Below are 22,486 nucleotides of genomic sequence, written 5' to 3'. Positions count from 1 at the left end.
AGTTACTTTTCTGATGTTGAAAATAATTGTAAAACTTTTTATGAGACTTGTCAAGGATTTAAAAATATTTTTTTAAAAAAATGAAGAAATTAGAGCTAAAATGGCTAAACCACCTTGGGTCAAAATAATCTTTTTATTACTGGTCAAAGAGCCATACAAAGCCACTAAAATAATATAAATAAGCAGTAATCTAACAATTTCAAGTGGCGCTGACGAAAAGAATATTGCATAAATTAATCCTAAACCAATCAAACCGTTATAAATCCCTTGATTTTTAAAAAGCGTTTGAACTGAAGAACGTTCTAGCTCCTCTTTTCCCATATTAAACACACGACTGGTTGTTTTTGAGCTTGTAGCAAAGGTCTCTAAATACATAATGTAGAAAAATTCCAAAGCAACCAAAAGCGACAGAATAATTGTTAAAATGGTCAAATTACTTCTCCTTTTTATTTAAAAGTAGTGATTTTATCAGCATTCATGCGGACAGATTCATAACCTTCTTCAACGGCTTTACCAATTGACAAAATCATAACTGGGACAAAACGTTCTTTGTCTAAATCGAAAGCTTCTGCTAATTGATCTTTTTCAAAACCACCAATTGGATTTGTTTCGTAACCATGAGCTCTTGCCACCAACATCAATTGCATTGCTGCCAAACTTGAGTCAATTTTGACAACATCATTCATTTCTTGTTTAGAAAAACTCTTGTAATAAGGAATAATTGCTCCAATTTGTTGATCTCTGACTTCCTGAGGCATTTTTCCTTCAGCAACTGCTTGGTCATAGATTTCTTCACCTAATTCATAATTAAGCATGTCACCAAAAATTAAAATCATGGCTGATGAAGTATCATTTTGCCGGGTGTTAAAGCGAATTAAAGGTTTCAATTTTGCTTTTGATTCTTCGGTTTCAGCAATGATAAAACGCCAAGGTTGCATATTTACTGATGAAGGTGCAGCTGTTGCTTCTTGAATCATTTCAAGCATTTCTTCGTGAGAAATTTTGTAGTTTTCATCATAAAGTCTGACAGATTTTCTACCAAAAGTAATATCTGAGAAATCGTTATTTTTAAAGTTCTTATTCATTTTTTCTTCTTTCATTGTGTTAATTTTGTGAGTAGTTCTAAAAGTTGTTCTTCTTCTAAAGCACTGAGCCCAATATTTAATATTTGTTGACTTGCATCTAGAGAATCATCATGTTTTTTTGCACAAAGTGCTAAATCATTTTTAGCTTTATCGGTAATTTCGACAAATACTTCTCGATTATTTTCTTTATTGCGCTCTCTTTTGACAAGATTTTTTTCTTCAAGTAATTTTAAATGTCTTGTTACAGCAGCACTATCAATTTTTAATTCATTTTGTAATTGACTTTGAGAGCAACGACCTTTACATTTTAAAATCATCATCAGTTGATAACGAGTAATACTATAACCCGTTGACTTCTCAAATTTTGCCGTCATTTCTTGATTTACAATTTTGAGCTGATAGAGTAACTGGCTGACTTTTTCAAGCTTCATAATTTATTTCTCCTTTCTTAATTGATTGGTCAATCATTGATTAGTCAATTATAGTATTAAAATAAATAAATTACAACTAAAAGAATTGAGAAATAAAAAAACTAGGATTCAGCCTAGCATTTTTCCCAATATAACAACTCAAATATCACTAATCTTTCCATTTCTCGAATTTCTGTTTCACTAAAAAATAATTGCGTCAAAGCCGCTAATTCTGTATTTGAAAGCTCATCAGAGAAATAATCAGAGAAAAACTGTGAACTTACTTTTTCTGATAAAAAGAATCTAAATTTCTTACTTTTAAATTCCCAGCCTAATTCCTCTAACCATACCTTATAAAGCAACATCTGCGCTTCTTTATTCTGTTCTTGATTAGGCAAATACAATTGTTCGACCTGACTAAAGAGATTATCCTCATCAAAAATCAAACGTAAAATTCCAACATTTCCATTGGCAATCCGATTTAATTCTACTAAGGCTTCTTTTGACTCCAATGCAGGATTCATGGCTGAAAATACAAAATCATAAGTATTTTCTTTTGTATTCTTTAAAAATTTATTTTGTTCTTGATGCGTAAAAGTGATTTTATTTGAATCAGCTGACTTATTCTTGGCAAATTCTAACATTTTTGCTGACAGATCAACAAGATGATAGCTGTCAGTAAAATTTGAAAAGTGTGGAATATATTTGCCTGTCCCACCAGCTAAATCTAAAAATTGACTTGTTGGTAAAAGTTTTTCAGCCACCAAAAATTCCTTTAATTGCTGACCAATATCAACCAAGCTTTCATTTTGAATTTCTTCATATTCTTGAGAAAACTCATCCCAATATTGTTCTAATTCTTTAGTATTATCATCCATTTGTCAGCCTCTTTCTCAATAATTATCAGTCCTATCTATAATTATAACAAAAGCTTTTAACTAAGCCTAAATTCATTAACCTAAAATCCGACCAATAAAATAATGAATAAAAATTGTTAGTAAACCAATAATAATATTTCTAAGAATTGCTTTAATTACCAAGCCATCAGAAAGCTTAGCACTAATCATTCCAGTTAAGGCCATTGCAAGCATTGTTGCAAAAATTGTTGCTGGAAATTGCCAAGCACCCTTAACTAAAATCATGGTTAGTAAAGGAAAAAGTCCACCAATCGTAAATGAAATTAATGATGAACCTGCTGCTTGCCAAGGATTCATATAATGTCCTAAAGCAATATCATATTTTACTGACAGAACAGTTTCCAAAGGTTTTCGAGCAAGTAATTCATTAGCAATTTCTGCTGAAGTTTCCGGACTGATTCCTTTTTCAATATAAAAATCTTTCACTGCTACTTTTTGATTTTTAAAATCTTTTTTCAGTAATATTTTTTCTTCTTGAACCACAACTTTCTCACTATCAGATTGAGAACTGACACTTGCATACTCACCAGAAGCCATTGAAAAAGCACCAGAAATCAAATTTGCCAAACTAGCAATTAGTAAAGCAAAGCTACTTCCAGAAGCTGCGGAAACCGAAAAGAGCACACCAACAACTGTAAGAATTCCATCATTTGAACCCAAGACTCCCGCACGGACACTATTTAATTTTTCATCTATTGTCATTGTTTGTTTTTTCATCACAAACCTCCTTGTTTAAAGAGCAAACCCACTACATAAGTAACAAGCATCGTTAGAATCCCAGCAATAATATTTCTAAAAGTTGCATGTTTTTTATCAGCACCATTTAAATAAGCGGCGGCATAACCTGTAAATCCTAGAGCGATTAGTACGGAAATAAATGTTGCCAAAGCACTCCAACTTTTAGGAATTAAAGAAATGGCTAGCATAGGCAAAAGCGCTCCAGTTGGAAATGAGAGCATTGAGGCAATTGCCGCTCCTTTAGCACTCAATTCTTGTCCAATTGTAAAACCGTGTCTTTCACGAACCGTTGTTGCTAAAGCATCCTTTTTCATCATCTCATCCGTTGCTTTATGAGCTAGTTCATTAGAAATCCCATCTGCTCTATATTTTTGATAAACAAAATCAAATTCATTTTGATAATTAGTAGCAAGTGCTACTTTTTGTTCTTGGATAATTTTTTCCTGAGCATCACGTTGCGAACTGACCGAAACATATTCTCCCATTGCCATACTGACTGTACCTGCTAAAGTTCCGGCAAAACCTGCCAGCAAAATTGTCCCAATATGAGAGGTTGCGCCAGAGACGCCAATGACAATCCCTGCAATCGAAATAATCCCGTCATTTGCTCCCATAATACTTGCCCTGACAATATTATTCCTTTGAATTAAGTTATTTTTTTCTTTCATTATCTCACCCTTTTAGAATCATTCTAAACTATATTTTAGAATGATTCTAAACAAATGTCAAGTCATTGAAATGATTTTCTGTTGATGATATAATAAAATAAATAATAAAGATAGGAGTGCTGATTTTGGAACAAGACTTAAAAGAACTATTACAATCACATGGTTTAAAAGCCACACCACAGCGTCTCATTGTCTTAGAATACCTGATAAAACATCAAACTCACCCAACGGCAGAGCAAATTCACGAAGATTTGGAAAATATTAGCTTAGCAACGGTCTATAATACCCTTGATAAATTGGTTGATAGTGAGTTAGTGATTGCTATAAATGACGGTAGTAAAAGAAGATATGACTACTACGGAGAGCCTCATTATCATGTTGTCAATAAAACGACAGGTGAGATTATGAATGTAGATAATTTTGATTTTCGTCCCCTAATGGAGGCCGCTCGAAAAGCTAGTGGTCTTAATATTACTGGTTACAAAGTTGAAATTTATGGAGTTGAAGATTAAAATGTACTAATCCAATTAATTAGTGCTTTTTTTATTCTTTTATACCATTTCCAGTGAATATTTTACTATGCCCTGTAATTTATATATAATGATTATAGGAAGATAATATATTTAGAAATTGAGGATAAAAATGTCAAAAACAAAAAAACTCAACACATGGTACATATATGACTAAATTTAAAGGAATTATTTACGCTTCTTTGGGAGCCGCGTTTTTTGGGATTAGTAGTATTATTGCTGGACTCCTCTTTAATCGTTGTTCTATTGAGCCAGGTTGGCTAGTTACCACGCGCATGCTCTTTTCAGGCTTGTTGTTACTTGCTTGGTTAGCAATTACTAAACACAACATCTTTAGTGTCTGGTCTTCTGTAAAATCAAGTCTAAGAATTGTAGCTTTTGGAATTTTCGGAGTACTTTTTGCACAATCTTCTTTTCTATTATCTGTTTATTACGGAAATGCAGCTATTGCAACTATTTTACAATCCCTAGGTCCCTCCATCATTATTATTATTTTAGCTATCAAAAGTAAAGCAATTCCACGTCGTCTTGATATTATTGCCATTTTTCTTTCTTTAATTGGTGTTTTTCTGCTTGTGACCAATGGAAATATTGGAGAACTTAGTTTTTCAGCTTCTGCTCTTGTTTGGGGGCTTTTATCCGCCCTTGGTGTTTGTGCTTACACTCTTATTCCATGTCCACTTATCAAAGAACACTCTCCTTTAAGCCTTGTTGCTTGGGCCTTATTAATTGGTGGTGTCATTTCTAATTTCTTACATCCAGTCACAAATTTACCTAAAAATTTTGATCAGACTGATTTACTTTTGGTCAGCCTCATCGTTGTTGTTGGAACGCTCTTAGCTTACTCTCTTTATATCAATAGTCTAAAATATACAGAACCTCATATTGTTGGTATGCTTGGAATGCTTGAACCTGTCACCGCTATTTTAATTTCTACTTTATTCCTAGGCGTTTCATTTTTAGGATTCCAACAGTTAGGTATTTTTGTCGTCTTTCTGTCGCTATTTCTCATAAATTTTCCAACTAAGAAAAAATAAAAAAACAAAACGTAAAAAATACGTTTTGTTTTTTTTATATTATTTGAAAATATCTCTTATCTCTGGTTTAACTTGTGTTGTTCCAGGAATAAAGTGGATACTTTCAGTGCCTGCTTCTGATGCTGTTTGATAGTACCAAATTTTCCATCTTAAAAAGGCCAAATTCATTTCTAAAACTTTAATTTTTTCTTCTAATTGCTCTTCGTGTGTTTTCATAAAATCTAAACGTTCATCAAGTGTTGAATCGCCCTCCATACACCAATCAATAAATTGAGCAATATCTTTTATGGGTATGCCTGATTTTTTTAAACAATCAATGACTTCAATATAGCCAAGATCGTCATCTGTAAATTCTCTTCGACCAGCTTTATTTCTTTTAGCAAAAGGGAGCAAACCTTCCTTATCATAATAACGTACAGCATCGTTAGAAACGTTTAATTTACGTGAAATATCGCCAATTGTATATTTTGTCATTCTTTCTCCTTGACATGGAGTTAACTCCATGTTGTATAATCAGTATATCAAAAAAATACTCTTAAGGAGAAATAAAATGTCTAAACCACTTATTGTTATAACAGGAGCAAGTTCAGGATTTGGTGCTGAAATTGCAAAATTATTTAATGCTGATGGATTCCCAATGTTGCTTTTAGGTCGTCGTACAGATAAAATCAAAGCCTTGCCCATTGATTTTACGAATGTCCTTGTGGAATCTGTAGATGTCACAGACAAAACATCATTTGAAAATGCAATTACTAAAGCTGAAGAAAAATATGGCAAAACTGATCTTCTAGTCAATAATGCAGGTGTCATGTTATTAGGAAATGTTCTTAATCAAAATCCAGCAGAATGGAAACAAATGATGGATACTAATGTTTTGGGTGTCCTTAATGGAATGCAAATTGTTCTTCCACAAATGGTTGAACGCCAATGAGGAACAGTAATTAACATGTCTTCTCTTGCTGGTAAAAAAACTTTTACCAACCACGCCGCTTATGTCGCTTCAAAATTTGGTGTCCATGGTTTAAGTGAGACTGTCAGAGAGGAAGTTTCTGGTAAAAATGTTCGAATTTCACTTGTTGCACCTGGTGCTGCCGAAACAGAATTATTGACACATGTTACTGACGAAAGTGCCCTAAATGATTATAATCTTTGGAAAGAATCAATGGGTGGTACAACACTTGCTCCTGAAAGAGTGGCGCAAACCGTGAAATTCATTTATGATATGCCTCAAACGGTCAACATCAGAGAAATTGATATTGCTGCAACCAATCAAAATGCTTAATATTTAATATCTTAGCTAAAAAGATACTAGTTAATCGCTAGTATCTTTTTAGCTATTTATTTCATATTTTATCTAGGAGATAAGCTCTGCCTCCAAAAACTTTTATTTAGAAAATATTTTCTTAAAAAAATTAGGTCCTTTAGATTCTTTGGTTGCTTCAATAATATCAGTTGCCATAAGTTCTGGTCTTATGTGATAACGATTGTAAAGTTCTTCTTTTGGAACAGCATCAATAAACTCAGTATCTGCACCATATACAAGTGTTTTTATCCCTTTACTTGCCAAATAGGTCGCCACTTTTTGACCAAATCCCCCATCTTTAGTGCCATCTTCAATCGTAACAAAGAGTCCATGAGTTTCAGATAATTTGTCTAAAGCAGCTACATCCAAAAGATTTGCAAAGAATGGATTTACAACCGTTGGATTAAATCCTGATTTTTCAAGTTCTTCTGCGACATTTTCAGCTTTCTCAAGCATTGCACCAAGTCCTAAGATTGCAACTTTTTCGCCAGACTTAACAACTTCATACTGAGGTTTACTAAAATCAGTAATTTTTGTTGGGCGATTTTCCAAAGTATGCTCTGGCAAGTGTATAAATACTGGACGTTCATGTTGATTATATGCCCAATTAAGCATTGCAAAAAGGTCTTCTTCACTTGTTGCTGCAAGGTCAATTACATTGGGAATATTTGATGTTTGACTATAAACAAAACTTCCTTGGTGAGTATCGTTTGTTCCGCCAATTTGGCTGTTACTGATAATAACAATTGCTGGTTCTTTATTCAGTGCCAAATCATGGTTAAGTTGGTCATAGGCACGTTGTAAGAAAGTTGCATTTTGGAAAATAATAGCTCGAGTTCCTGCTGCTGCGATTGCTCCACCAAGTGTCACTGTATATTGTTCAGCAATTCCTCCATCAACATAATTTTTTGGATGATTCTTAGCAAATTGTGACAGGCCAAAGAACATTGGAATTGCGGTATTAATGGCGATAAGATTGTCACCTTTGGCTAACTTTTCTTCCATAAAGTCAAGAAATACATTATTATAGCTACGAACGATATTGGTTGAGCTATTGACTGGTTGACCTGTAGCAATATCAAAGGGTGCAAAGACTTGGTGCATTCCTTCTTTATTTTCAACTGCTGGTTTATAGCCATGTCCTTTCTCTGTGTGGATATGAAGAACAATTGGCCGATTGATATCTTTTACTGATTCAAAAAGGGCAATCAAACTTTGGATATCATTTCCCTCCTCAAGGTAACGGTAATCAAGCCCAAATGATTTAAAAAGATTATTTGCTGAGGTTCCTTTACTTGCTCGCAGATCTGCAAGATGTTGATAGATTCCTCCATGATTTTCGGTGATGGCCATTTCATTATCATTTACAATAATAATAAGATTCCCGTTAAGTGTACCTGCGCCATCAAGTCCCTCAAATGCAAGTCCTCCTGAGAGCGCGCCATCACCAATGATGGCTACAATATTTTCTTTTTTTCCTTGCATATCTCGAGCCAAGGCATATCCCATAGCTGTTGCAATAGATGTAGATGTATGACCGACTCGTATAAAGTCATGTTCATTTTCTTCAGGGTCTGTATAGCCTGTTGTTCCAGAAAATTTGTCTTTGTCAGTAAAAAATTCTTTACGTCCTGTTAAAACTTTATGCGGATAGCTTTGATGACTAACGTCCCAAATTAATTTATCAACAGGTGAGTTAAAGACTTTATGTAAAGCAACAGTCATTTCTACCACACCAAGATTTGGTCCGAGATGGTCCCCTGGATATTGACTGACACGATTAAGAATTGCATCGCGTACATTTGTAGCGAGCTCTTCTAGTTCTAGCGCTGTAAGAGCCTTGATGTCTTTGGGGTCATTTACTTTGTCTAATACTGTCATAATTTTTTCTTCCTAGTTCTATTTAGATTATAAAGCTGCGAGTAAAATTTAATATTATTTAAGTTTAATAAGGTAATATAACATTAACGTTTACGTTTGTAAACGATAAAGAAATTATACTTTTTTATATTTTACTTGTCAAGAAATCTGTCATCTTTTTTAAAGAAAGTCTATAATATTATTTTGAGAAATGCATTGGACTGAAATAAAAAAAGACTAACGTAATTATTAGTCTTTTTCCTATTATCTTATAAATTGTCATCTATTTTTTCTAAGAGTCTCAAGAATTCAGCTTGTTCTTTCTCGGTCAAGGGTTCAATCAATTTCTTTTCAGATGCTTCAAATATTTGATTAATCTGATTAATAATTTTTAGCCCTTTGGGCAAAATATAGATATTTTTTTGACGTTCATTCTCTTTAGGAATTCGTCTTTCGATATATCCTTTTTTTTCCAAACCTTGGAGCATACTTGTTATACTTGCTCCTCGTCTATTAAATACTTCTGCTAAATCTTTTTGGATGAGACCTTTATCTTGATTTTCTGCAATATATGCGATTACTCTAGCTTGTTGATGATTCACTTCTAAATCTTTCATCATTTGACTAGAGGTCATCATTGATTTTTGTGAAATAGAACGAAATAAATTTGAATAGATTGTATTAGCCATTTGGAGGACTCCTCTTATTTGATTTGCTGTTTCTTATTTCTTAGTATAATGGTCTTTTATTCATTTGTCAATTTATAACAATTAGATATCTAACAGTTAGTTCTTGACATTTTCATTTATTTGATTTATGATAATTCTTGTTAGTTAGAACTCTAACTATTTTTTAAAAAAGGAGAATCAAATGTCTGAAAATTTAACAAGAGAATGGATTAATTTCTCAGACCAAAAACTGTTTGATAAAAGTTATCTCTCAAAAACATATCACATTCCGGAAGAGTTCTTATCTTATGCAACAGATAAGGACGAGAGTGCTCGAATAGAGATTGACGATGAAACTAAAAGTCTACTCATTATTTTTGATATGCCATTTGAAGATCAAACAGATGTGGCTTATTATTCATCGGGACCTATGAGTTTTATTGTAACAAAAGAGGTCATCATCACAAATGTAGCGGATAAAAAGATGGCAACAATCTTGAAAAATTCAAAACTGCTTCATCAGTTAAATCCAAAACATAAGACTTCTTTTGTCCTTCATTTCATGCTAGCTATTGCCAAAATTTATGTCGATAAAATTAGAATTCTCAATCGTAAAAGAATATTAATCGAACAAACTTTGGGTAAGGCACCGAAAAATGAAGACTTGATTAATTTGATGAAAATTGAGCGAAGTTTAATTTATTTCATTATGTCCTTGAAATCAAATTCTTTAGTCATTTCTAAAATTAAAAGTGGTAAATATTTAAAACTTTATGATGATGAAAAGGAACTTCTTGATGATTTAATGATTGAAGTTGACCAAGCTTTTGATATGTCTAATATTTCAAATAGGATTTTGAATGAGATGACTGATTCTTATGATTCAATCATTAACAATAATACAAATAGTGTCATGAAATTTTTGACCTCTTATTCAATTATTCTGACTATTCCTACCATCATTTTTAGTTTTTATGGTATGAATGTTCCTCTGCCCTTGACTAATCTCCCAAAAATATCTTGGGAAATCATTTGTTTACTTGCCCTTCTCTTGTCAGTTTTACTGACTCTCTTCTTCGTCAAAAAAGATTATTTTTCTAAACGATAGTTTTGGGTTGACAAAATAAAAAATAAGTATTATGATATTCTAATAGTTAGATATCTAACTATTAGAATATCTATCATTTCGATTCAGAAAGAAGAACAATAAAAATGAGTAAAAAATCCAACTCTTATTATCTTAAGGAAGCGCCCATCAGAAAAGCAATTGCTCACTTATCAATTCCCATGATGATTGGAATTTCCGCAACAACAATCTATAACTTAATCAATGCCTACTTTATCGGCCTTGTCCATGACACAAATATGATGTCAACAATCACTCTAGGTTTAACAATAACCATTGTTTTTATGGCCATCGGAAACCTTTTTGGTGTCGGAGGTGGAACCTTTATCACTCGCCTGCTAGGTTCTGGCGATAAAGAAAAAGGAAAGAAAATCGCTGGTTATTCTTTCTATATGAGTTTAATCATTGGTTTACTTATTGGGCTTGTTTCTCTTTTCTTTTTAAGTCCAATCGCTCATATTTTAGGAGCAGACGCCGCAACTATTACTTATACTAAAGAATATGCTGGAGTTTTATTAGGTGGTGGTTTTAGTATGATTTTAAACTATGGACTGGAACAATTAGTTCGTGCAGAAGGTGCCTCAAAAGAATCAATGTATGGCATGTTCGTTGGGGTTGCGACTAGTATTGTCTTAGATGCCCTCTTTATCCTAGTTTTAAATCTTCATGTTATTGGGGCTGGACTTTCAATGGTGATTGCAAATCTAGCTTCTACAGCTTATTATGTCTGGTTTTTAGAAAATAAAAGTGAATCGCTTAAAGGATTTTTAAAACATTTTAAAATCAGTTTAAAAGACCAATTTGAAATCTATAAAATTGGGATTGCAGAAGTTTTCAAATCAGCATTTATGATTGTCACAACACTTTTGTTAAATCACTTTTCTGTTCAATATGGTGATAATGTTCTTGCTAGCTTTGGGATTGCCCTTAGAATCACTCAACTGCCTGAATTTTTGACCATGGGACTCTTTTTGGGGGCCATTCCACTCTTTGCCTATAGTTTTGCTTCAAATAATACTCAACGATTAAAAGAAGCACTTAAAGAGTTAACTCTTTGGATTGGCGGAATTTCTATTCTCTTTGCTTTAATTGTCTATCTTTTTAGAGTTCCTGTCATGCAACTCTTTACTGATGATAGTGCAGTAATCAAAGTGGGCTTAATCGTACTAGCCGCACAACTGGTTTCATCTGTCTTCAATGGTTTTTCGGGATTATTTACTGGAATTTTTGAAGCTTCTGGTCTAGGTGCACAAACTGGGGTAATGTCTACTATCCAAGGGATTCTTTATATCCCAATCGTCATTATCTTACATCATTTTTACGGATTAACTGGCCTCATCTGGTCAATGACCCTAACAGAAGGAATTGCCTTTGTAGCAGGCCTCATCATGCTTATCCCTTATTTATTAAAATTAAACAATGGTAAACTTATGGAAAATCAAACTGAATTAGCCGTTGCTGAATAATATATTAAAAACGAGGAAATTTATGGCCTCGTTTTTTATATATTATTTTCCAGTCCAGACGTATTTATCATAATTTAATCCTGATAAAGCTTCAATTATTTGTTTTGTTTTGAGGTCAGCTGACTCTTTAGCATTTTTTACTGCCACTTCTCCCCCAATCGAATCAGCCTTTTGTAGACGTGAAATTTCTTCAACCAAAATAGCATGTGTTTTTGAATTAAGTTTAAAAGTAAAAGCATTCCATAAAGCAATCAGCATCAAGCCTCCAACTAAAAACGTCATCAGCATAGCAATTCCAAAGCCCGCACTTTGAATCTGATGTTCTAAAGTAGAACTTGTTACCAAATGGTGAAAAGCTTGTCTGGTCGTCACATGGTGCACTTGTACATAATTTGACATTTTGTCTGCCACATTAGAAACATGTTGGTTATATCCAGCAGCTCCCATAACCGCTCCAATGACAACATTAAAGACAATATTAGTGAATTTACGTACAAAAGTCATAGCTCCAGCAAAAACTCCTGCCCGCTGTTCTTTATGAATGATCATATCAATATCAGGAATTAAAGGAAAGACGACCCAAGGAAGGCCCCCAATGATGTTACGACCCACAGTGAAAACACAAGTTGTAAAAATGATGAGTCCCGTAATCTGAGCTTCTGATAAACTTCCTCTTGTGAAATAAACAATACCATAAGTGATACATGATAAAATACCAATGCCAAAACCAATTAGGTAAAGCAGGCGTGGTCCAATTTTGGGGTGATTAAAAAGCCATGCTCCAAATGGTGTATATGCAATTGTCATAATCAATAAGGGTGTCGCTAAAATAAGAGCTGCTTGCGCTGGATCAAGTGTTAGAGTTGGCAAAAACGAAATCGTCGCAAAGATAACAAAAATAGCTGTAAAAGAATCAATAATCCCAAAAGTAGAGAAATAAAGAACTAGATGTTTACGAAAAGTTTTAATCCTTAAGGTTAAAAGTAAATTAGCAATATTTTCCAAGAATAACCTAGCAGGAGTTTTAGCTCGTTTTCTTTCTTAATCTAAATGCCGCAACATAAGTTCTGTCTTTTCTTTAGAAATCAGAATAGGGTCCCAAGAAGAAAAGTAAACAAAGAGTGTAAATATAATTCCAATCACACCCCAAACACAAGCTGTTGCAAATAAGGCCCAGGCGGAAGTTTGCATTCCATGTTCAGCAGGTAAAAGTTTCATAAAGAGAGTCGGGACAAAAGCTATTAAGGGTTGGGCTAAACCTGAAGCCCACATTCTGATTGACCCCATTTTATTACGTTGTGTATAGGTAGAGGTAATTTCTGCAGGGATAGCTTCCCAAGGAATGAGAACTAAATCCAAACAAAAATCAAAAAGTATAAATGACACAAGATAATAAAGCCAAGAAAGGCCACCTGCCATTGGAATCCACATCGCTGCAAAAGCAATCGAAGTTGGAATTGCAAAAATCAAAAAGAATCGTCTACGCCCATATTTTCGGACGAGTGCAAAGTGATAAAAATTATCTGAAATAACAGCAACAGCAGGAGCCCAGAACATATCTATAACGAGTCGAGCTGAAATTAAAAGTGCAGCTAATCCAGGATTAACCCCACCAAAAGAGGTCAGAAAATATAAGAGCCACGAACCAATAAGGCCACCAGTTCCTCCATTAAACATATCCCATGAACCAATTCCTAAAGCTCGATGAAACCCAATTATTCCTTCTGCTTTGTTTGTTTTGAAACTAAAAAATTCCCTAAAAAAATTTATTTTTTCATTGCCAACCATAACTTTCTCCAAATTTAAATATATTTCTTGAAGTAAAAAGTTACAAGTATATTAGGTTGCAAATTAAAGACTTTTTACTCTTAAATATTGCAAAACATAGTTACACCTAATTAATTTCAAGCAAATCAAGTATAACGCTTTCAAAGCGATGAAATTGATTAATATTACGTAATCTTTTAGGAAATAATGCTATTGAACAATGAGTGCTAGTTTTAAAATTTATTATTAAAATAAAAAAACTGATAACAGATACTGTTATCAGTTTTTTATTCTATTGCCACTCAACAGTTGCTGGTGGTTTGCTCGTAATATCGTAGACGATACGGTTGACGTGGTCCACTTCATTAACGATACGTTTTGAGATTTTTTGGAGAAGATCCCAAGGAAGTTGGGCAAAGTCAGCTGTCATTCCATCGATTGAAGTGATGGCACGAATAGCTAGTGTATAGTCATATGTTCGTTGGTCTCCCATGACACCGACTGATTTCACGTCTGTATTTACTGTGAAATATTGCCAAACATCACGTTCAAGGCCTGCAGCAGCAATTTCTTCACGAAGAATTGCATCTGATTCACGAACAGTTTCTAGTTTTTCTTCTGTTAAATCACCAAGGACACGAATGGCAAGTCCTGGTCCAGGGAAAGGTTGACGCCAAACGATTTCATCAGGCATTCCAAGTTGTGTTCCAAGCGCACGAACTTCATCTTTAAATAGTGTGTTCAATGGTTCAATCAATTGGAATTGCATATCTTCAGGAAGTCCACCAACGTTATGGTGTGATTTGATTGTTTGAGCTGTATCTGTTCCTGATTCAATGACGTCGGTGTAGAGTGTTCCTTGGGCAAGGAAGTCAACACCTTCTAATTTGTTTGCTTCATCATCAAAAACATAAACAAATTCGTTACCGATAATTTTACGTTTTGTTTCTGGGTCTGAAAGGCCAACAAGCTTGTCCATGAAACGTTTTTGAGCATCTACTTTGATAATATTAAGACCGAATTTCCCGCCTAATGTTTCCATGACTTGGTCAGCTTCGCCTTTACGAAGGAAACCGTGGTCAACAAAGATTGATGTCAATTGGTCACCGATGGCACGTTGTAAAAGTACACCTACAACTGATGAATCAACACCACCTGAAAGTCCAAGAAGAACTTTTTTATCGCCAACTTTTTCACGAATATCTTTGATTTGCATATCAATGAAGTTTTCCATTGACCAGTTCCCTTTTGCTCCACAAATGTTAAGCGCAAAGTTTCTGAGCATCTCTGTCCCATGAACTGAATGACGAACTTCTGGGTGGAATTGGATACCGTACAAGTTGCGTTCTGTATTTTCAACAGCAGCAAATGGACTGTTTGGTGAAGTTCCGACAACGTGGAAACCTTCAGGAATAGCTGTTACACGGTCACCGTGGCTCATCAAAACATCTTGAACTTCGGGAGTTCCTGCAAACAATGCTGATTTTTCAGTGAGTTGAAGTGGGGCAACACCGTATTCGCGTTCGCCTGCTGCTTCTACCATACCGCCGAGCTTGTAGCTCATCAATTGCATTCCGTAGCAAATACCAAGAACTGGCAAACCAAGTTCAAAGATTTCAGGATCAATATCGAATGAACCTTCATCATAAACTGAATTTGGACCGCCTGAAAGAATAATACCGATTGGATTAATCTCACGAATTTCTTTGGCTGTAACTTTGTGACTCATGAGTTCTGAGAAAACACCGATTTCTCGGATACGACGCGCAATAAGTTGATTGTATTGTGAACCATAGTCGAGTACAATGATTTTTTCAAGTGTAGTGTCGGACAAGGGACCCTCCTCTAATAAGGTGCAAAAGTCCGAATTCCTGTTGGAAAGTTCGAACTTTTGTTCAATTATTTTATTAGATTTATTCTATCATAATTTATTGTTTTTTGCAGAGATATTTGTGAATAAATAAAATAAATTTTAGAAAAATCGTATGATAGTGATTACATTTATTTTTACTGACGAAAATGAAAAACTACTGACAAAGCTGTCAGTAATTTTTTTCATCTAAATCTTTTGCCAAAGCAAAATTTCCAATCGTTGCCGAACCATTATTTGCGACTGACGGAGTCATAATATAATCTGTCAGTAAATAGGGAACGTGGACATAACCTGCCAGTAATTTTGTGAATTCTTTGCGCACGCGCTCAATCATGTGCGTTTGGGTCATAACGCCACCACCAAAAACAATTTTCTCAGGTGCAAGTGCTAAGGTTGTATTAACGGCGATTTGTGCAATGTAGAAAGCTTGAATATCCCAAACTTTGCTGTCAGCTGGAATATCTTCTCCACGAATTCCTAAGCGGGCTTCAAGGGAAGGGCCGGCTGCCACTCCTTCTAGACAATCACCATGAAATGGACAAACGCCTGCAAAATTAAGATCGTCTGGATGGCGTTTAACATATTGATGACCCATTTCTGCATGAGAAAATCCTCCAATAAATTTCCCATCTTGTACGGCTCCTCCACCAATTCCTGTTCCAATTGTGAAATAAACCAATGATTTTCCGCCAGTCACAATCATTTCACCGTAAGCCGAGCTATTGACATCGGTAGTGAAAACCATCGGAATATCAAGTGCGGCTTTGAGTTTTCCTAATAAATCAACATTTGCCCAACCAGCTTTTGGCGTGGTTGTTATATAGCCATAAGTTGCACTTTCAGGCTTGATGTCAATAGGTCCAAAAGAACCAACTGACAATGATTTAACAGGATTCTCCTTAAAAAATTCAATGGTTCTAGTAATTGTTTCTTCGGGACTTGTCGTTGGAATTTGATTTGTTTTTAAAATATTAAACTGCTCATCACCAATCGCAAGTACAAATTTTGTTCCGCCTGCTTCGATTGAGCCATAATGATTTGTCATAATTTTTTCCTATAATTTGTTACTTTTTATGTTCTATTTCGTATAGTATTAGTGAAGGAATTTTCTGTCAGTAAAAAATATTACTGACAGAAAACTTCTAGCTTATTTGTCAGTCTTATTTGCGTAAGTTTGTGAAAAATCTACCGCTGCACCAATTAAGTTGGCAGAATTTCTGAATTCACAAGTTACAATTTCTGGCATAAAAGTCGCTACTTCAATAATTCCCATAATTTTTTGAAGTTGTTTTTGTAGTTCTGGAATTAACCATTCAGCTTGGGAAACCCCTCCGCCAATAATCACTAATTCTGGATCAAAAGAATAAGTCAGATTAAAAATTCCTTTTGCGACATTGTATAGAAAAATATCTTTTTCTTCATTAGCTATTTCATCACCATTAAAGGCTTTTTCAAAGATTTCGATGGCATCAAGAGCTTCTCCTGTGCGTTTATTATAGCGCTCAGCCATTCTAATCGTTGTTCCTAATGTTGAAAACGAATGTTCATCATCCATGAGCATAAAGCCAAATTCACCGCCAAAAAGATGTTTCCCATGATGAACTTTCCCATTCATAACTACAGAACCACCAACACCTGTTCCAAGCACAAGAAGCAAAACATCTGACAAACCTTTTGCCGCACCAAATTTCACTTCGGCAAGCGCTGCACAATTGGCATCATTTTCGATAGAAACAGGTAATCCAAATCGTTTTTCTAGTTCAGCATGAATATCAAAATCATGAATATAAGGGAGAGCACTTGCTCCTTCAATGACACCAGTCGCTTTATTTACTGCTCCTGGGGAACTAATAGCAACACCACAAACATCAGAATTTTCCTTAAATTGTTCAACGACTGCTGTCAGTGATTGATAAAATTGATCCAGATTATCAGGAGTTCCGAAAGCACCTTCTTCTCCTAATTTTCCGTCAGCAAATCTTGCATATTTAATGCTTGTTCCACCAATATCTATTGTTAATAATGACATATTTCTCCTCCAAATTTTCTTATATTTTAACAGAAATCATTGATTGTATTTTTCTAAAATCGAATCTGGAACTTGTAAAAGTGATGTGTCTGTTAAATTTTTATACCAATAAGCTGATTTTTTTAAAGTTTTCACTTGGGTATGGATATTCAAACTAATCAAACCATAACGATTTTTGTATGAATTACGCCAACTCCAGCAATCAATTGGTGTCCAAACATGGTAACCAAAACAATTTGAGCCTTCTTGAATCGCTTTATGGAGCCAAAAAAGATGTTCTGTTGTAAAAATAATTCGATAATCATCTTGGATTTGTCCCTCTTCATCTTTGAAACGTTCTTCATTTTCTACGCCCATCCCATTTTCAGAAATAAACCAAGGAATATTCCCATAATCTTCTTGAATTCGCTTGGCAATTTCGTAAATGGTTTGTGGATGTATCTCCCAACCTCTGTCAGCATTCATCCGCACCCCACGTTTATTGAACGATGCGTAATATTTGTCGGGACGCCAATCTTGAGCCAAACTATCACTAGAATATTCAGGTTCTTGTACTCGACTCGGATGGTAGTAATTTACTCCCAAAAGGTCCACTTTGTTTTCCTTAATCCGTTTCAAATCTTCTGCTTCCGACTGCCACAAGACATTTTCTTCTTGTAAAAGGCTGACTAATTCTTCTGGAAATTCTCCCTTTATTGATGCATCTAAAAAGAGGCGATTTTGCCAAAGGTCTGCCATTTCTGCTGCTTTTAAATCTTCTATTTTTTCAGTTGCTGGATAGGACGGAGTTAAATTTAAAATGATTCCAATTCGTCCTTCAGGATTTTTATTGATTTTTCGGTATTGTTCAATCGCAAGAGATGAGGCGAGTTGCAAATGATAAGCCACTTGAACAGCTTTTTTTCCATCAACAATATCAGGATAATGGAAACCTAATAGATAAGCACACTCAACGACAACCATAGGCTCATTAAAAGTAAACCAATCACTCACTCGGTCGCTGAATTCAGCAAAACATTTTGCTGCAAAACCTGCATATAAATCAACAACATGACGACTTTCCCAGCCTCCATATGTTTTTAAAAGTTCAACTGGTAAATCAAAATGATTTAAATTAATCATCGGACGAATCCCTTGCGCTATAAATTCATTAATTACAGCGTTATAGAAATCAACCGCTTTTTCATTTACCGTATTCTTTTCTAAATCATCTATCAAACGCGACCATTGAATACTTGTCCTTATTGATTTTAGACCAGCAGCCTTCATTAATTTTATGTCTTCTCGAAAGTCATTGAAAAAATTACTGGCTGTATCAGGTCCAATTCCGCCCCAAAAACGTTCTTGATAATGGTCAAAATCATAATCAAAAACATTGTCATGCTGCTTTTTAAAACGCCCTTCAGTTTGTGGGCCACTCGTTGCTGCTCCCCACAAAAAATTTTCTTGGAATTTTAATTCCATTTTCCACCCCTCTCAGTAACTCTTCTTTTTTACTCTGCTAACTGTTCTTCGACTTTCAAACGCCAAGTTTTTGTCACACTTAAAGAATAAACTTGTAAAAGGCCAATCAAACCAAAGAGAATCATGCCTTTAAATTGCCAAGTCAAAACAAAGATAAGGACAATCCCAAATAAAAGTTTTAGATAGGTTTTAAAACTAATAAAATTTGAAATAAAGCTCATTTTTAATAAGTTTCCAAAACTAATTTCAAATTGACTATCAAAAATCATTGTATATTCAAAAGCGGTCATAAGATAAGTTAAACCAAAGAATAGAATGAAATCAATCACCAAGAAAAGTAAACCTTGGATTTGTACTGAAAGATATAAATTATAAGCGAGTAAAAGACTCAAAGACGTATAGAGCCAAAAAATGATATTTGCTCTTAAAAAGTCTCGCTTGAAAATTTGATAAGCCTGTTTCACTGAGATTGACTTATAGTCAAAACCATGTTCCAAATACAACTCTGTTACCACTTTAAAGGCAGGACCAAGTCCTAAAACAAACAGCCCTGTGAGCGCTAAGAGCCAAAATATCAAGGTCAATTTAACAACGACCCAAATTCGAATAAAGAATTCTTCTAGTGCTTTTCCAATCATTTTTCTATAACTTTCTAACTTTTATTACTTCATTATAACACTTTTCCAATGAAATGTTAGGGTTTTCATGATAGCCTTTTCTTTGCTTTTATGGCAAGTTTTTACAGCCCTTTGTTAGCTATTTTTTTGTCCTAATACTTGTATTTCATATAAACGAACAGCGGTATCTGCTCCTTGTGTTGGTTTAATGGCTGTGATTCTAACGTAACGCGTTTCTGTCTGTTTGAAAGAGTCTTTGGTTTCCCCCAATTTATTTTTCTTAACGTTGACAACTTCTGTCCAATTTTGATTATCCTTTGAAATCTCAATGGTGTAATCAGAAGTATTCATGTCAGGCGATTCTCCTCCTTTTTGCGCATGGTCAATCAGGACTTGATTGATTTTTTCTGATTTCCCAAGGTCAATTGTAATATTGTGTTTACCTGTGCCAACGGCACACCATTTGGTATTTAATTTTCCATCAACTGCTTTTGGTCCTGATTCAGATTCATTAGTGAAACTGTCTACTTGAACGGATTGATTTAATGCAAAATTTGTTAATTCTACTGGTTGATCAATTACAGTAATCAGTTCAGTTTGAGTGACTGAATCTTCTTGTCCTTTTTCATTGATGGCCGTTAATTTGACGGAATAACTCCCTGCTTTATCAAAACTTACTTGAGGATTCTTTTCTGTAGAAGTAGCGGGACTTGCACCATCAATTTCCCATTTATATTTGACGGAAGCTAGATTAGATTGATTCATTAAAGTTACTTTTTCACCAATCGTAACTAGGGTTTTATCTGCTACAAATGCCGCTTTAGCTAATGAATTATCTGGCCATTTCACAGAGGTCGTAACTGAATGTCCAGATTCTCCAGCATTATTAATTGGGACAATTTCAAATTTTGTTGAATTGATATTTTTGCCGCGTTTTAAGGCATTAACAAAGAAGGCATTGATATTGCTTGCTCCTAAAAATTCTTTACTTCCATCATCATTCAACTGATAGATTTCATAAGTAGAAAAATTATTTTTATTTGCATCTGATTTCCAAGAAAGTCTAAAACCGCCTACTGTTCCTTCTTCTTCAAAAGCTTCATCAGTTACTTTTGCATCCGAAAGTACGATTGGAGCGACTTTTTGACCATTGGTCAAAGTCATTTCTCCTAGATTAATGCCTTTAAAATCCATTGCTTGATCAGATTTTATGCTTAAACCGATTTTTTTGATTGTTTGACCTTCAAATTTCTTAACATCAAAACTTATTTCTGACCAATTCTCAGTCAGGCTTTTATCTCCTGTAATGCTAACTTTTTGACCATTTGCTAGTTCTAAGATTGCAGAAACTTTAAGCGCTTGGTCTGAGCGCATACTAACAGAGAATTTTGCTCCTTTAGCAATTTTCAAATCACTAGCAAACAATGTGATGTTTGAGCTTTTCCCTGCATCTAAATGTTCAGCCATAAATTTCAGTGAATTTCCACCGTTATAAGCATTTGCAAAGTCGAAGCTTGGACTTATTTTATTTTTTCCTTCGTTGTCAATAATCCAGCGGTAAGATGGTAAAATACCTGCTAAACTGCGGTCGTTCCAATCCATTTCTGAGATTTTTTGACCAGCTTTAAAATAGTTATAACCATTTCCTAAATTAAAATTAGTATTAAATTCATTACCGCTTATTGCTGATTTTTCCAGAACATATTTGGAAAGTCCTGTCCATGATTCATTAACAGAGTGATCAACTTGACGAGGGTCTGCTTTTTGATTGACCCAGAATGCTGATTCACGATTTTGAAAATCATCCCAATTACTTGCGTTAGTATAGGTAGCGCTTGCTGCATAGAGTCCAATTGATGTTTGAGTGGCTTGATTTCCTTTTTCTAAAATGTTCCATTTAACTGGAGTTTGGACGTCTTTCGCTTGCACATCTATTCCGGCATAAGTATTATAAGGGTCAATATTGTGATTTTTAGCATAGAGATTCGATTTTTCAAGTAATTTTTGGTCGGCCAAATTATTTTGAGTCCACCAGAAATTTAAAAACATCGCGTCTGCTGCTTTATCTTGTACAAATGTCGCATTTTGGTCATTTAACTGATTTTGCCAATCCACTTTTCCATCTTTAGTCATGGCATCATACCACATGATTTGAAGACTAGAATCTTCTTTTTTCACCTGTTGAATCAAGGCTTTCATGTTAGCTGCATCGTCAGCATTTAGCCCTTGGGTTTCTTCATTGATAAACCATCCCTCAAATCCATAAGTCTTGGCAACCTTAACCATTTGACTGGCAAATGGATATTGTCCTTGCTCATCTTTTTTGAGCATTGTTTTGACCCAATCTACTTTTCCACCGTATTCTTTAGGCGGTAAGAAAATTGTTCCAAGTACCGGAACACCATTGCTGTGTGCTTCATCAATAACATCTGCTGATGGAGTTACAATTATTCCTTCACCAGATGAGCCACCCCAATAAACCAGTGTGTCAATGTATTGCCAATAATCAAAAGTATAGCTCTCAAATTTTGTCGTGCCCCGCGAAGGATTTCCAGAAGTTTGTGAGTTCATCATCGACAAGGCGACAATTTTTGTCTTTTTGTTCTGATTTTGATTGGATGGACTTAGTTTATCAGGAGAAATTCTTTTGGTAAGTGGCACTCGGGATTGATTGTAAACTAAATCTTTGTCATTTTCCGCTGACCATTCTAGAAATTTATCAGGCATCCAATAAGATGAAATGGGAGCATTCTTACTTTGGTAATCTGGAATTGCTTCTGCTGTCACTTTATAATTAGCTTTCACATGTTTTGCTGAAGTTCCAAAACAAGCTGTCAGTAAAGTTGCAGATGCCAAAATTCCTGTAGAAAGGCATATTCTAATAAAAAATTTTTTCGATTTTTTCATAAAATCCTCCAATAAAATTTA

General features: G+C 34.6%; 21 protein-coding genes and 1 pseudogene. 5 read left to right on the top strand and 17 right to left on the bottom strand.

Annotated elements, in window-relative coordinates; genetic code table 11:
- Nucleotides 1-72: 72 nt before the first annotated feature.
- The 6 genes from HFD15_RS03120 to HFD15_RS03095 all read right to left on the bottom strand — a co-directional run bounded on the left by HFD15_RS03120 (nt 73) and on the right by HFD15_RS03095 (nt 3,818).
- Nucleotides 73-432: a DUF1304 domain-containing protein gene (locus tag HFD15_RS03120; RefSeq protein ID WP_012898082.1), complete on the bottom strand. Its 360-nt coding sequence runs from the start codon at nt 430-432 to the stop codon at nt 73-75.
- A 14-nt stretch (nt 433-446) separates the two neighbouring features.
- The gene (locus HFD15_RS03115) at nt 447-1,085 is read right to left on the bottom strand and encodes a nitroreductase family protein (protein WP_025016710.1); all 639 of its coding nucleotides are present in this window, start codon (nt 1,083-1,085) and stop codon (nt 447-449) included.
- A gap of 11 nt (nt 1,086-1,096) precedes the next feature.
- Nucleotides 1,097-1,516: a MarR family winged helix-turn-helix transcriptional regulator gene (locus HFD15_RS03110; RefSeq protein WP_017864691.1), complete on the bottom strand. Its 420-nt coding sequence runs from the start codon at nt 1,514-1,516 to the stop codon at nt 1,097-1,099.
- 113 nt (nt 1,517-1,629) lie between these two features.
- The gene (locus HFD15_RS03105; RefSeq protein ID WP_017864692.1) at nt 1,630-2,373 is read right to left on the bottom strand and encodes a class I SAM-dependent methyltransferase; all 744 of its coding nucleotides are present in this window, start codon (nt 2,371-2,373) and stop codon (nt 1,630-1,632) included.
- A gap of 75 nt (nt 2,374-2,448) precedes the next feature.
- The gene (locus HFD15_RS03100; RefSeq protein WP_023188789.1) at nt 2,449-3,129 is read right to left on the bottom strand and encodes a VIT family protein; all 681 of its coding nucleotides are present in this window, start codon (nt 3,127-3,129) and stop codon (nt 2,449-2,451) included.
- Nucleotides 3,129-3,818 (bottom strand): VIT family protein, encoded by a 690-nt coding sequence (locus tag HFD15_RS03095; RefSeq protein WP_003130417.1) that lies wholly within the window; start codon nt 3,816-3,818, stop codon nt 3,129-3,131. Before HFD15_RS03095 ends, HFD15_RS03100 begins: the two co-directional genes overlap by 1 nt.
- Nucleotides 3,819-3,943: 125 nt before the next feature.
- Here HFD15_RS03095 and HFD15_RS03090 point away from each other — a divergent pair, with 125 nt between their 5' ends.
- Nucleotides 3,944-4,330 (top strand): Fur family transcriptional regulator, encoded by a 387-nt coding sequence (locus tag HFD15_RS03090; protein WP_010905993.1) that lies wholly within the window; start codon nt 3,944-3,946, stop codon nt 4,328-4,330.
- Nucleotides 4,331-4,497: 167 nt separating this feature from the next.
- Nucleotides 4,498-5,385 (top strand): DMT family transporter, encoded by an 888-nt coding sequence (locus HFD15_RS03085; protein ID WP_021722737.1) that lies wholly within the window; start codon nt 4,498-4,500, stop codon nt 5,383-5,385.
- Between the two features lie 39 nt (nt 5,386-5,424).
- Here the strand turns inward: HFD15_RS03085 and HFD15_RS03080 are convergent, their stop codons facing one another.
- A complete protein-coding gene (locus HFD15_RS03080; RefSeq protein WP_012898088.1) occupies nt 5,425-5,859 on the bottom strand; it encodes a MerR family transcriptional regulator in 435 nt (144 codons plus the stop codon).
- A gap of 76 nt (nt 5,860-5,935) precedes the next feature.
- Here HFD15_RS03080 and HFD15_RS03075 point away from each other — a divergent pair.
- Nucleotides 5,936-6,667 (top strand): annotated as a pseudogene (locus HFD15_RS03075) (SDR family oxidoreductase).
- A gap of 102 nt (nt 6,668-6,769) precedes the next feature.
- Here HFD15_RS03075 and HFD15_RS03070 read toward each other — a convergent pair.
- The gene (locus HFD15_RS03070) at nt 6,770-8,569 is read right to left on the bottom strand and encodes a 1-deoxy-D-xylulose-5-phosphate synthase (protein ID WP_167593180.1); all 1,800 of its coding nucleotides are present in this window, start codon (nt 8,567-8,569) and stop codon (nt 6,770-6,772) included.
- Nucleotides 8,570-8,817: 248 nt separating this feature from the next.
- Nucleotides 8,818-9,237: a MarR family winged helix-turn-helix transcriptional regulator gene (locus HFD15_RS03065; RefSeq protein WP_003130113.1), complete on the bottom strand. Its 420-nt coding sequence runs from the start codon at nt 9,235-9,237 to the stop codon at nt 8,818-8,820.
- Nucleotides 9,238-9,418: 181 nt separating this feature from the next.
- On the opposite strand from HFD15_RS03065, the gene HFD15_RS03060 reads away from it, so the two are divergent.
- Together HFD15_RS03060 and HFD15_RS03055 are read left to right on the top strand one after the other, a co-directional pair.
- Entirely contained in the window at nt 9,419-10,324 is a 906-nt protein-coding gene (locus HFD15_RS03060; protein ID WP_058202996.1) for a magnesium transporter CorA family protein, read from the top strand.
- A gap of 104 nt (nt 10,325-10,428) precedes the next feature.
- Entirely contained in the window at nt 10,429-11,808 is a 1,380-nt protein-coding gene (locus tag HFD15_RS03055; protein ID WP_058208838.1) for an MATE family efflux transporter, read from the top strand.
- Nucleotides 11,809-11,850: 42 nt separating this feature from the next.
- Here the strand turns inward: HFD15_RS03055 and HFD15_RS14255 are convergent, their stop codons facing one another.
- The 8 genes from HFD15_RS14255 to HFD15_RS03020 all read right to left on the bottom strand — a co-directional run bounded on the left by HFD15_RS14255 (nt 11,851) and on the right by HFD15_RS03020 (nt 22,465).
- Complete coding sequence (locus tag HFD15_RS14255; RefSeq protein WP_238785275.1) at nt 11,851-12,813, bottom strand: MFS transporter; 963 nt, start codon at nt 12,811-12,813, stop codon at nt 11,851-11,853.
- A 36-nt stretch (nt 12,814-12,849) separates the two neighbouring features.
- Nucleotides 12,850-13,596, bottom strand: coding sequence for an MFS transporter (locus HFD15_RS14250; RefSeq protein ID WP_238785273.1), 747 nt, complete (start codon nt 13,594-13,596; stop codon nt 12,850-12,852).
- Between the two features lie 271 nt (nt 13,597-13,867).
- Nucleotides 13,868-15,409 carry a glutamine-hydrolyzing GMP synthase gene (gene guaA / locus HFD15_RS03045; RefSeq protein ID WP_017864699.1) on the bottom strand — a complete coding sequence of 514 codons (1,542 nt, stop codon included), beginning with the start codon at nt 15,407-15,409 and terminating at the stop codon, nt 13,868-13,870.
- A 208-nt stretch (nt 15,410-15,617) separates the two neighbouring features.
- Entirely contained in the window at nt 15,618-16,493 is an 876-nt protein-coding gene (gene scrK / locus HFD15_RS03040; RefSeq protein WP_012898103.1) for a fructokinase ScrK, read from the bottom strand.
- A gap of 102 nt (nt 16,494-16,595) precedes the next feature.
- The gene (locus HFD15_RS03035; RefSeq protein WP_012898104.1) at nt 16,596-17,477 is read right to left on the bottom strand and encodes an ROK family protein; all 882 of its coding nucleotides are present in this window, start codon (nt 17,475-17,477) and stop codon (nt 16,596-16,598) included.
- A gap of 36 nt (nt 17,478-17,513) precedes the next feature.
- Entirely contained in the window at nt 17,514-18,941 is a 1,428-nt protein-coding gene (locus HFD15_RS03030) for a glycoside hydrolase family 1 protein (RefSeq protein ID WP_167593181.1), read from the bottom strand.
- 29 nt (nt 18,942-18,970) lie between these two features.
- Nucleotides 18,971-19,579, bottom strand: a complete 609-nt coding sequence (locus tag HFD15_RS03025) for a YesL family protein (protein WP_012898106.1) — start codon at nt 19,577-19,579, stop codon at nt 18,971-18,973.
- A 114-nt stretch (nt 19,580-19,693) separates the two neighbouring features.
- Complete coding sequence (locus HFD15_RS03020) at nt 19,694-22,465, bottom strand: discoidin domain-containing protein (RefSeq protein WP_167593182.1); 2,772 nt, start codon at nt 22,463-22,465, stop codon at nt 19,694-19,696.
- Between the last annotated feature and the right edge of the window lie 21 nt (nt 22,466-22,486).

Source organism: Lactococcus sp. EKM203L (genome assembly GCF_011800585.1).
Classification (GTDB): domain Bacteria; phylum Bacillota; class Bacilli; order Lactobacillales; family Streptococcaceae; genus Lactococcus; species Lactococcus lactis.
Note: the sequence above shows the minus strand (reverse complement) of the source record. Positions and strands in the feature narration are given on the sequence as shown.

Coding starts and splice junctions, on each gene's coding strand:
- HFD15_RS03115 (WP_025016710.1), bottom strand. CDS start 1,085: ATGAATAAGAACTTTAAAAATAACGATTTCTCAGATATTACTTTTGGT.
- HFD15_RS03110 (WP_017864691.1), bottom strand. CDS start 1,516: ATGAAGCTTGAAAAAGTCAGCCAGTTACTCTATCAGCTCAAAATTGTA.
- HFD15_RS03105 (WP_017864692.1), bottom strand. CDS start 2,373: ATGGATGATAATACTAAAGAATTAGAACAATATTGGGATGAGTTTTCT.
- HFD15_RS03100 (WP_023188789.1), bottom strand. CDS start 3,129: ATGAAAAAACAAACAATGACAATAGATGAAAAATTAAATAGTGTCCGT.
- HFD15_RS03095 (WP_003130417.1), bottom strand. CDS start 3,818: ATGAAAGAAAAAAATAACTTAATTCAAAGGAATAATATTGTCAGGGCA.
- HFD15_RS03085 (WP_021722737.1), top strand. CDS start 4,498: ATGACTAAATTTAAAGGAATTATTTACGCTTCTTTGGGAGCCGCGTTT.
- HFD15_RS03080 (WP_012898088.1), bottom strand. CDS start 5,859: ATGACAAAATATACAATTGGCGATATTTCACGTAAATTAAACGTTTCT.
- HFD15_RS03070 (WP_167593180.1), bottom strand. CDS start 8,569: ATGACAGTATTAGACAAAGTAAATGACCCCAAAGACATCAAGGCTCTT.
- HFD15_RS03065 (WP_003130113.1), bottom strand. CDS start 9,237: ATGGCTAATACAATCTATTCAAATTTATTTCGTTCTATTTCACAAAAA.
- HFD15_RS03060 (WP_058202996.1), top strand. CDS start 9,419: ATGTCTGAAAATTTAACAAGAGAATGGATTAATTTCTCAGACCAAAAA.
- HFD15_RS03055 (WP_058208838.1), top strand. CDS start 10,429: ATGAGTAAAAAATCCAACTCTTATTATCTTAAGGAAGCGCCCATCAGA.
- HFD15_RS14250 (WP_238785273.1), bottom strand. CDS start 13,596: ATGGTTGGCAATGAAAAAATAAATTTTTTTAGGGAATTTTTTAGTTTC.
- scrK (WP_012898103.1), bottom strand. CDS start 16,493: ATGACAAATCATTATGGCTCAATCGAAGCAGGCGGAACAAAATTTGTA.
- HFD15_RS03035 (WP_012898104.1), bottom strand. CDS start 17,477: ATGTCATTATTAACAATAGATATTGGTGGAACAAGCATTAAATATGCA.
- HFD15_RS03030 (WP_167593181.1), bottom strand. CDS start 18,941: ATGGAATTAAAATTCCAAGAAAATTTTTTGTGGGGAGCAGCAACGAGT.
- HFD15_RS03025 (WP_012898106.1), bottom strand. CDS start 19,579: ATGATTGGAAAAGCACTAGAAGAATTCTTTATTCGAATTTGGGTCGTT.
- HFD15_RS03020 (WP_167593182.1), bottom strand. CDS start 22,465: ATGAAAAAATCGAAAAAATTTTTTATTAGAATATGCCTTTCTACAGGA.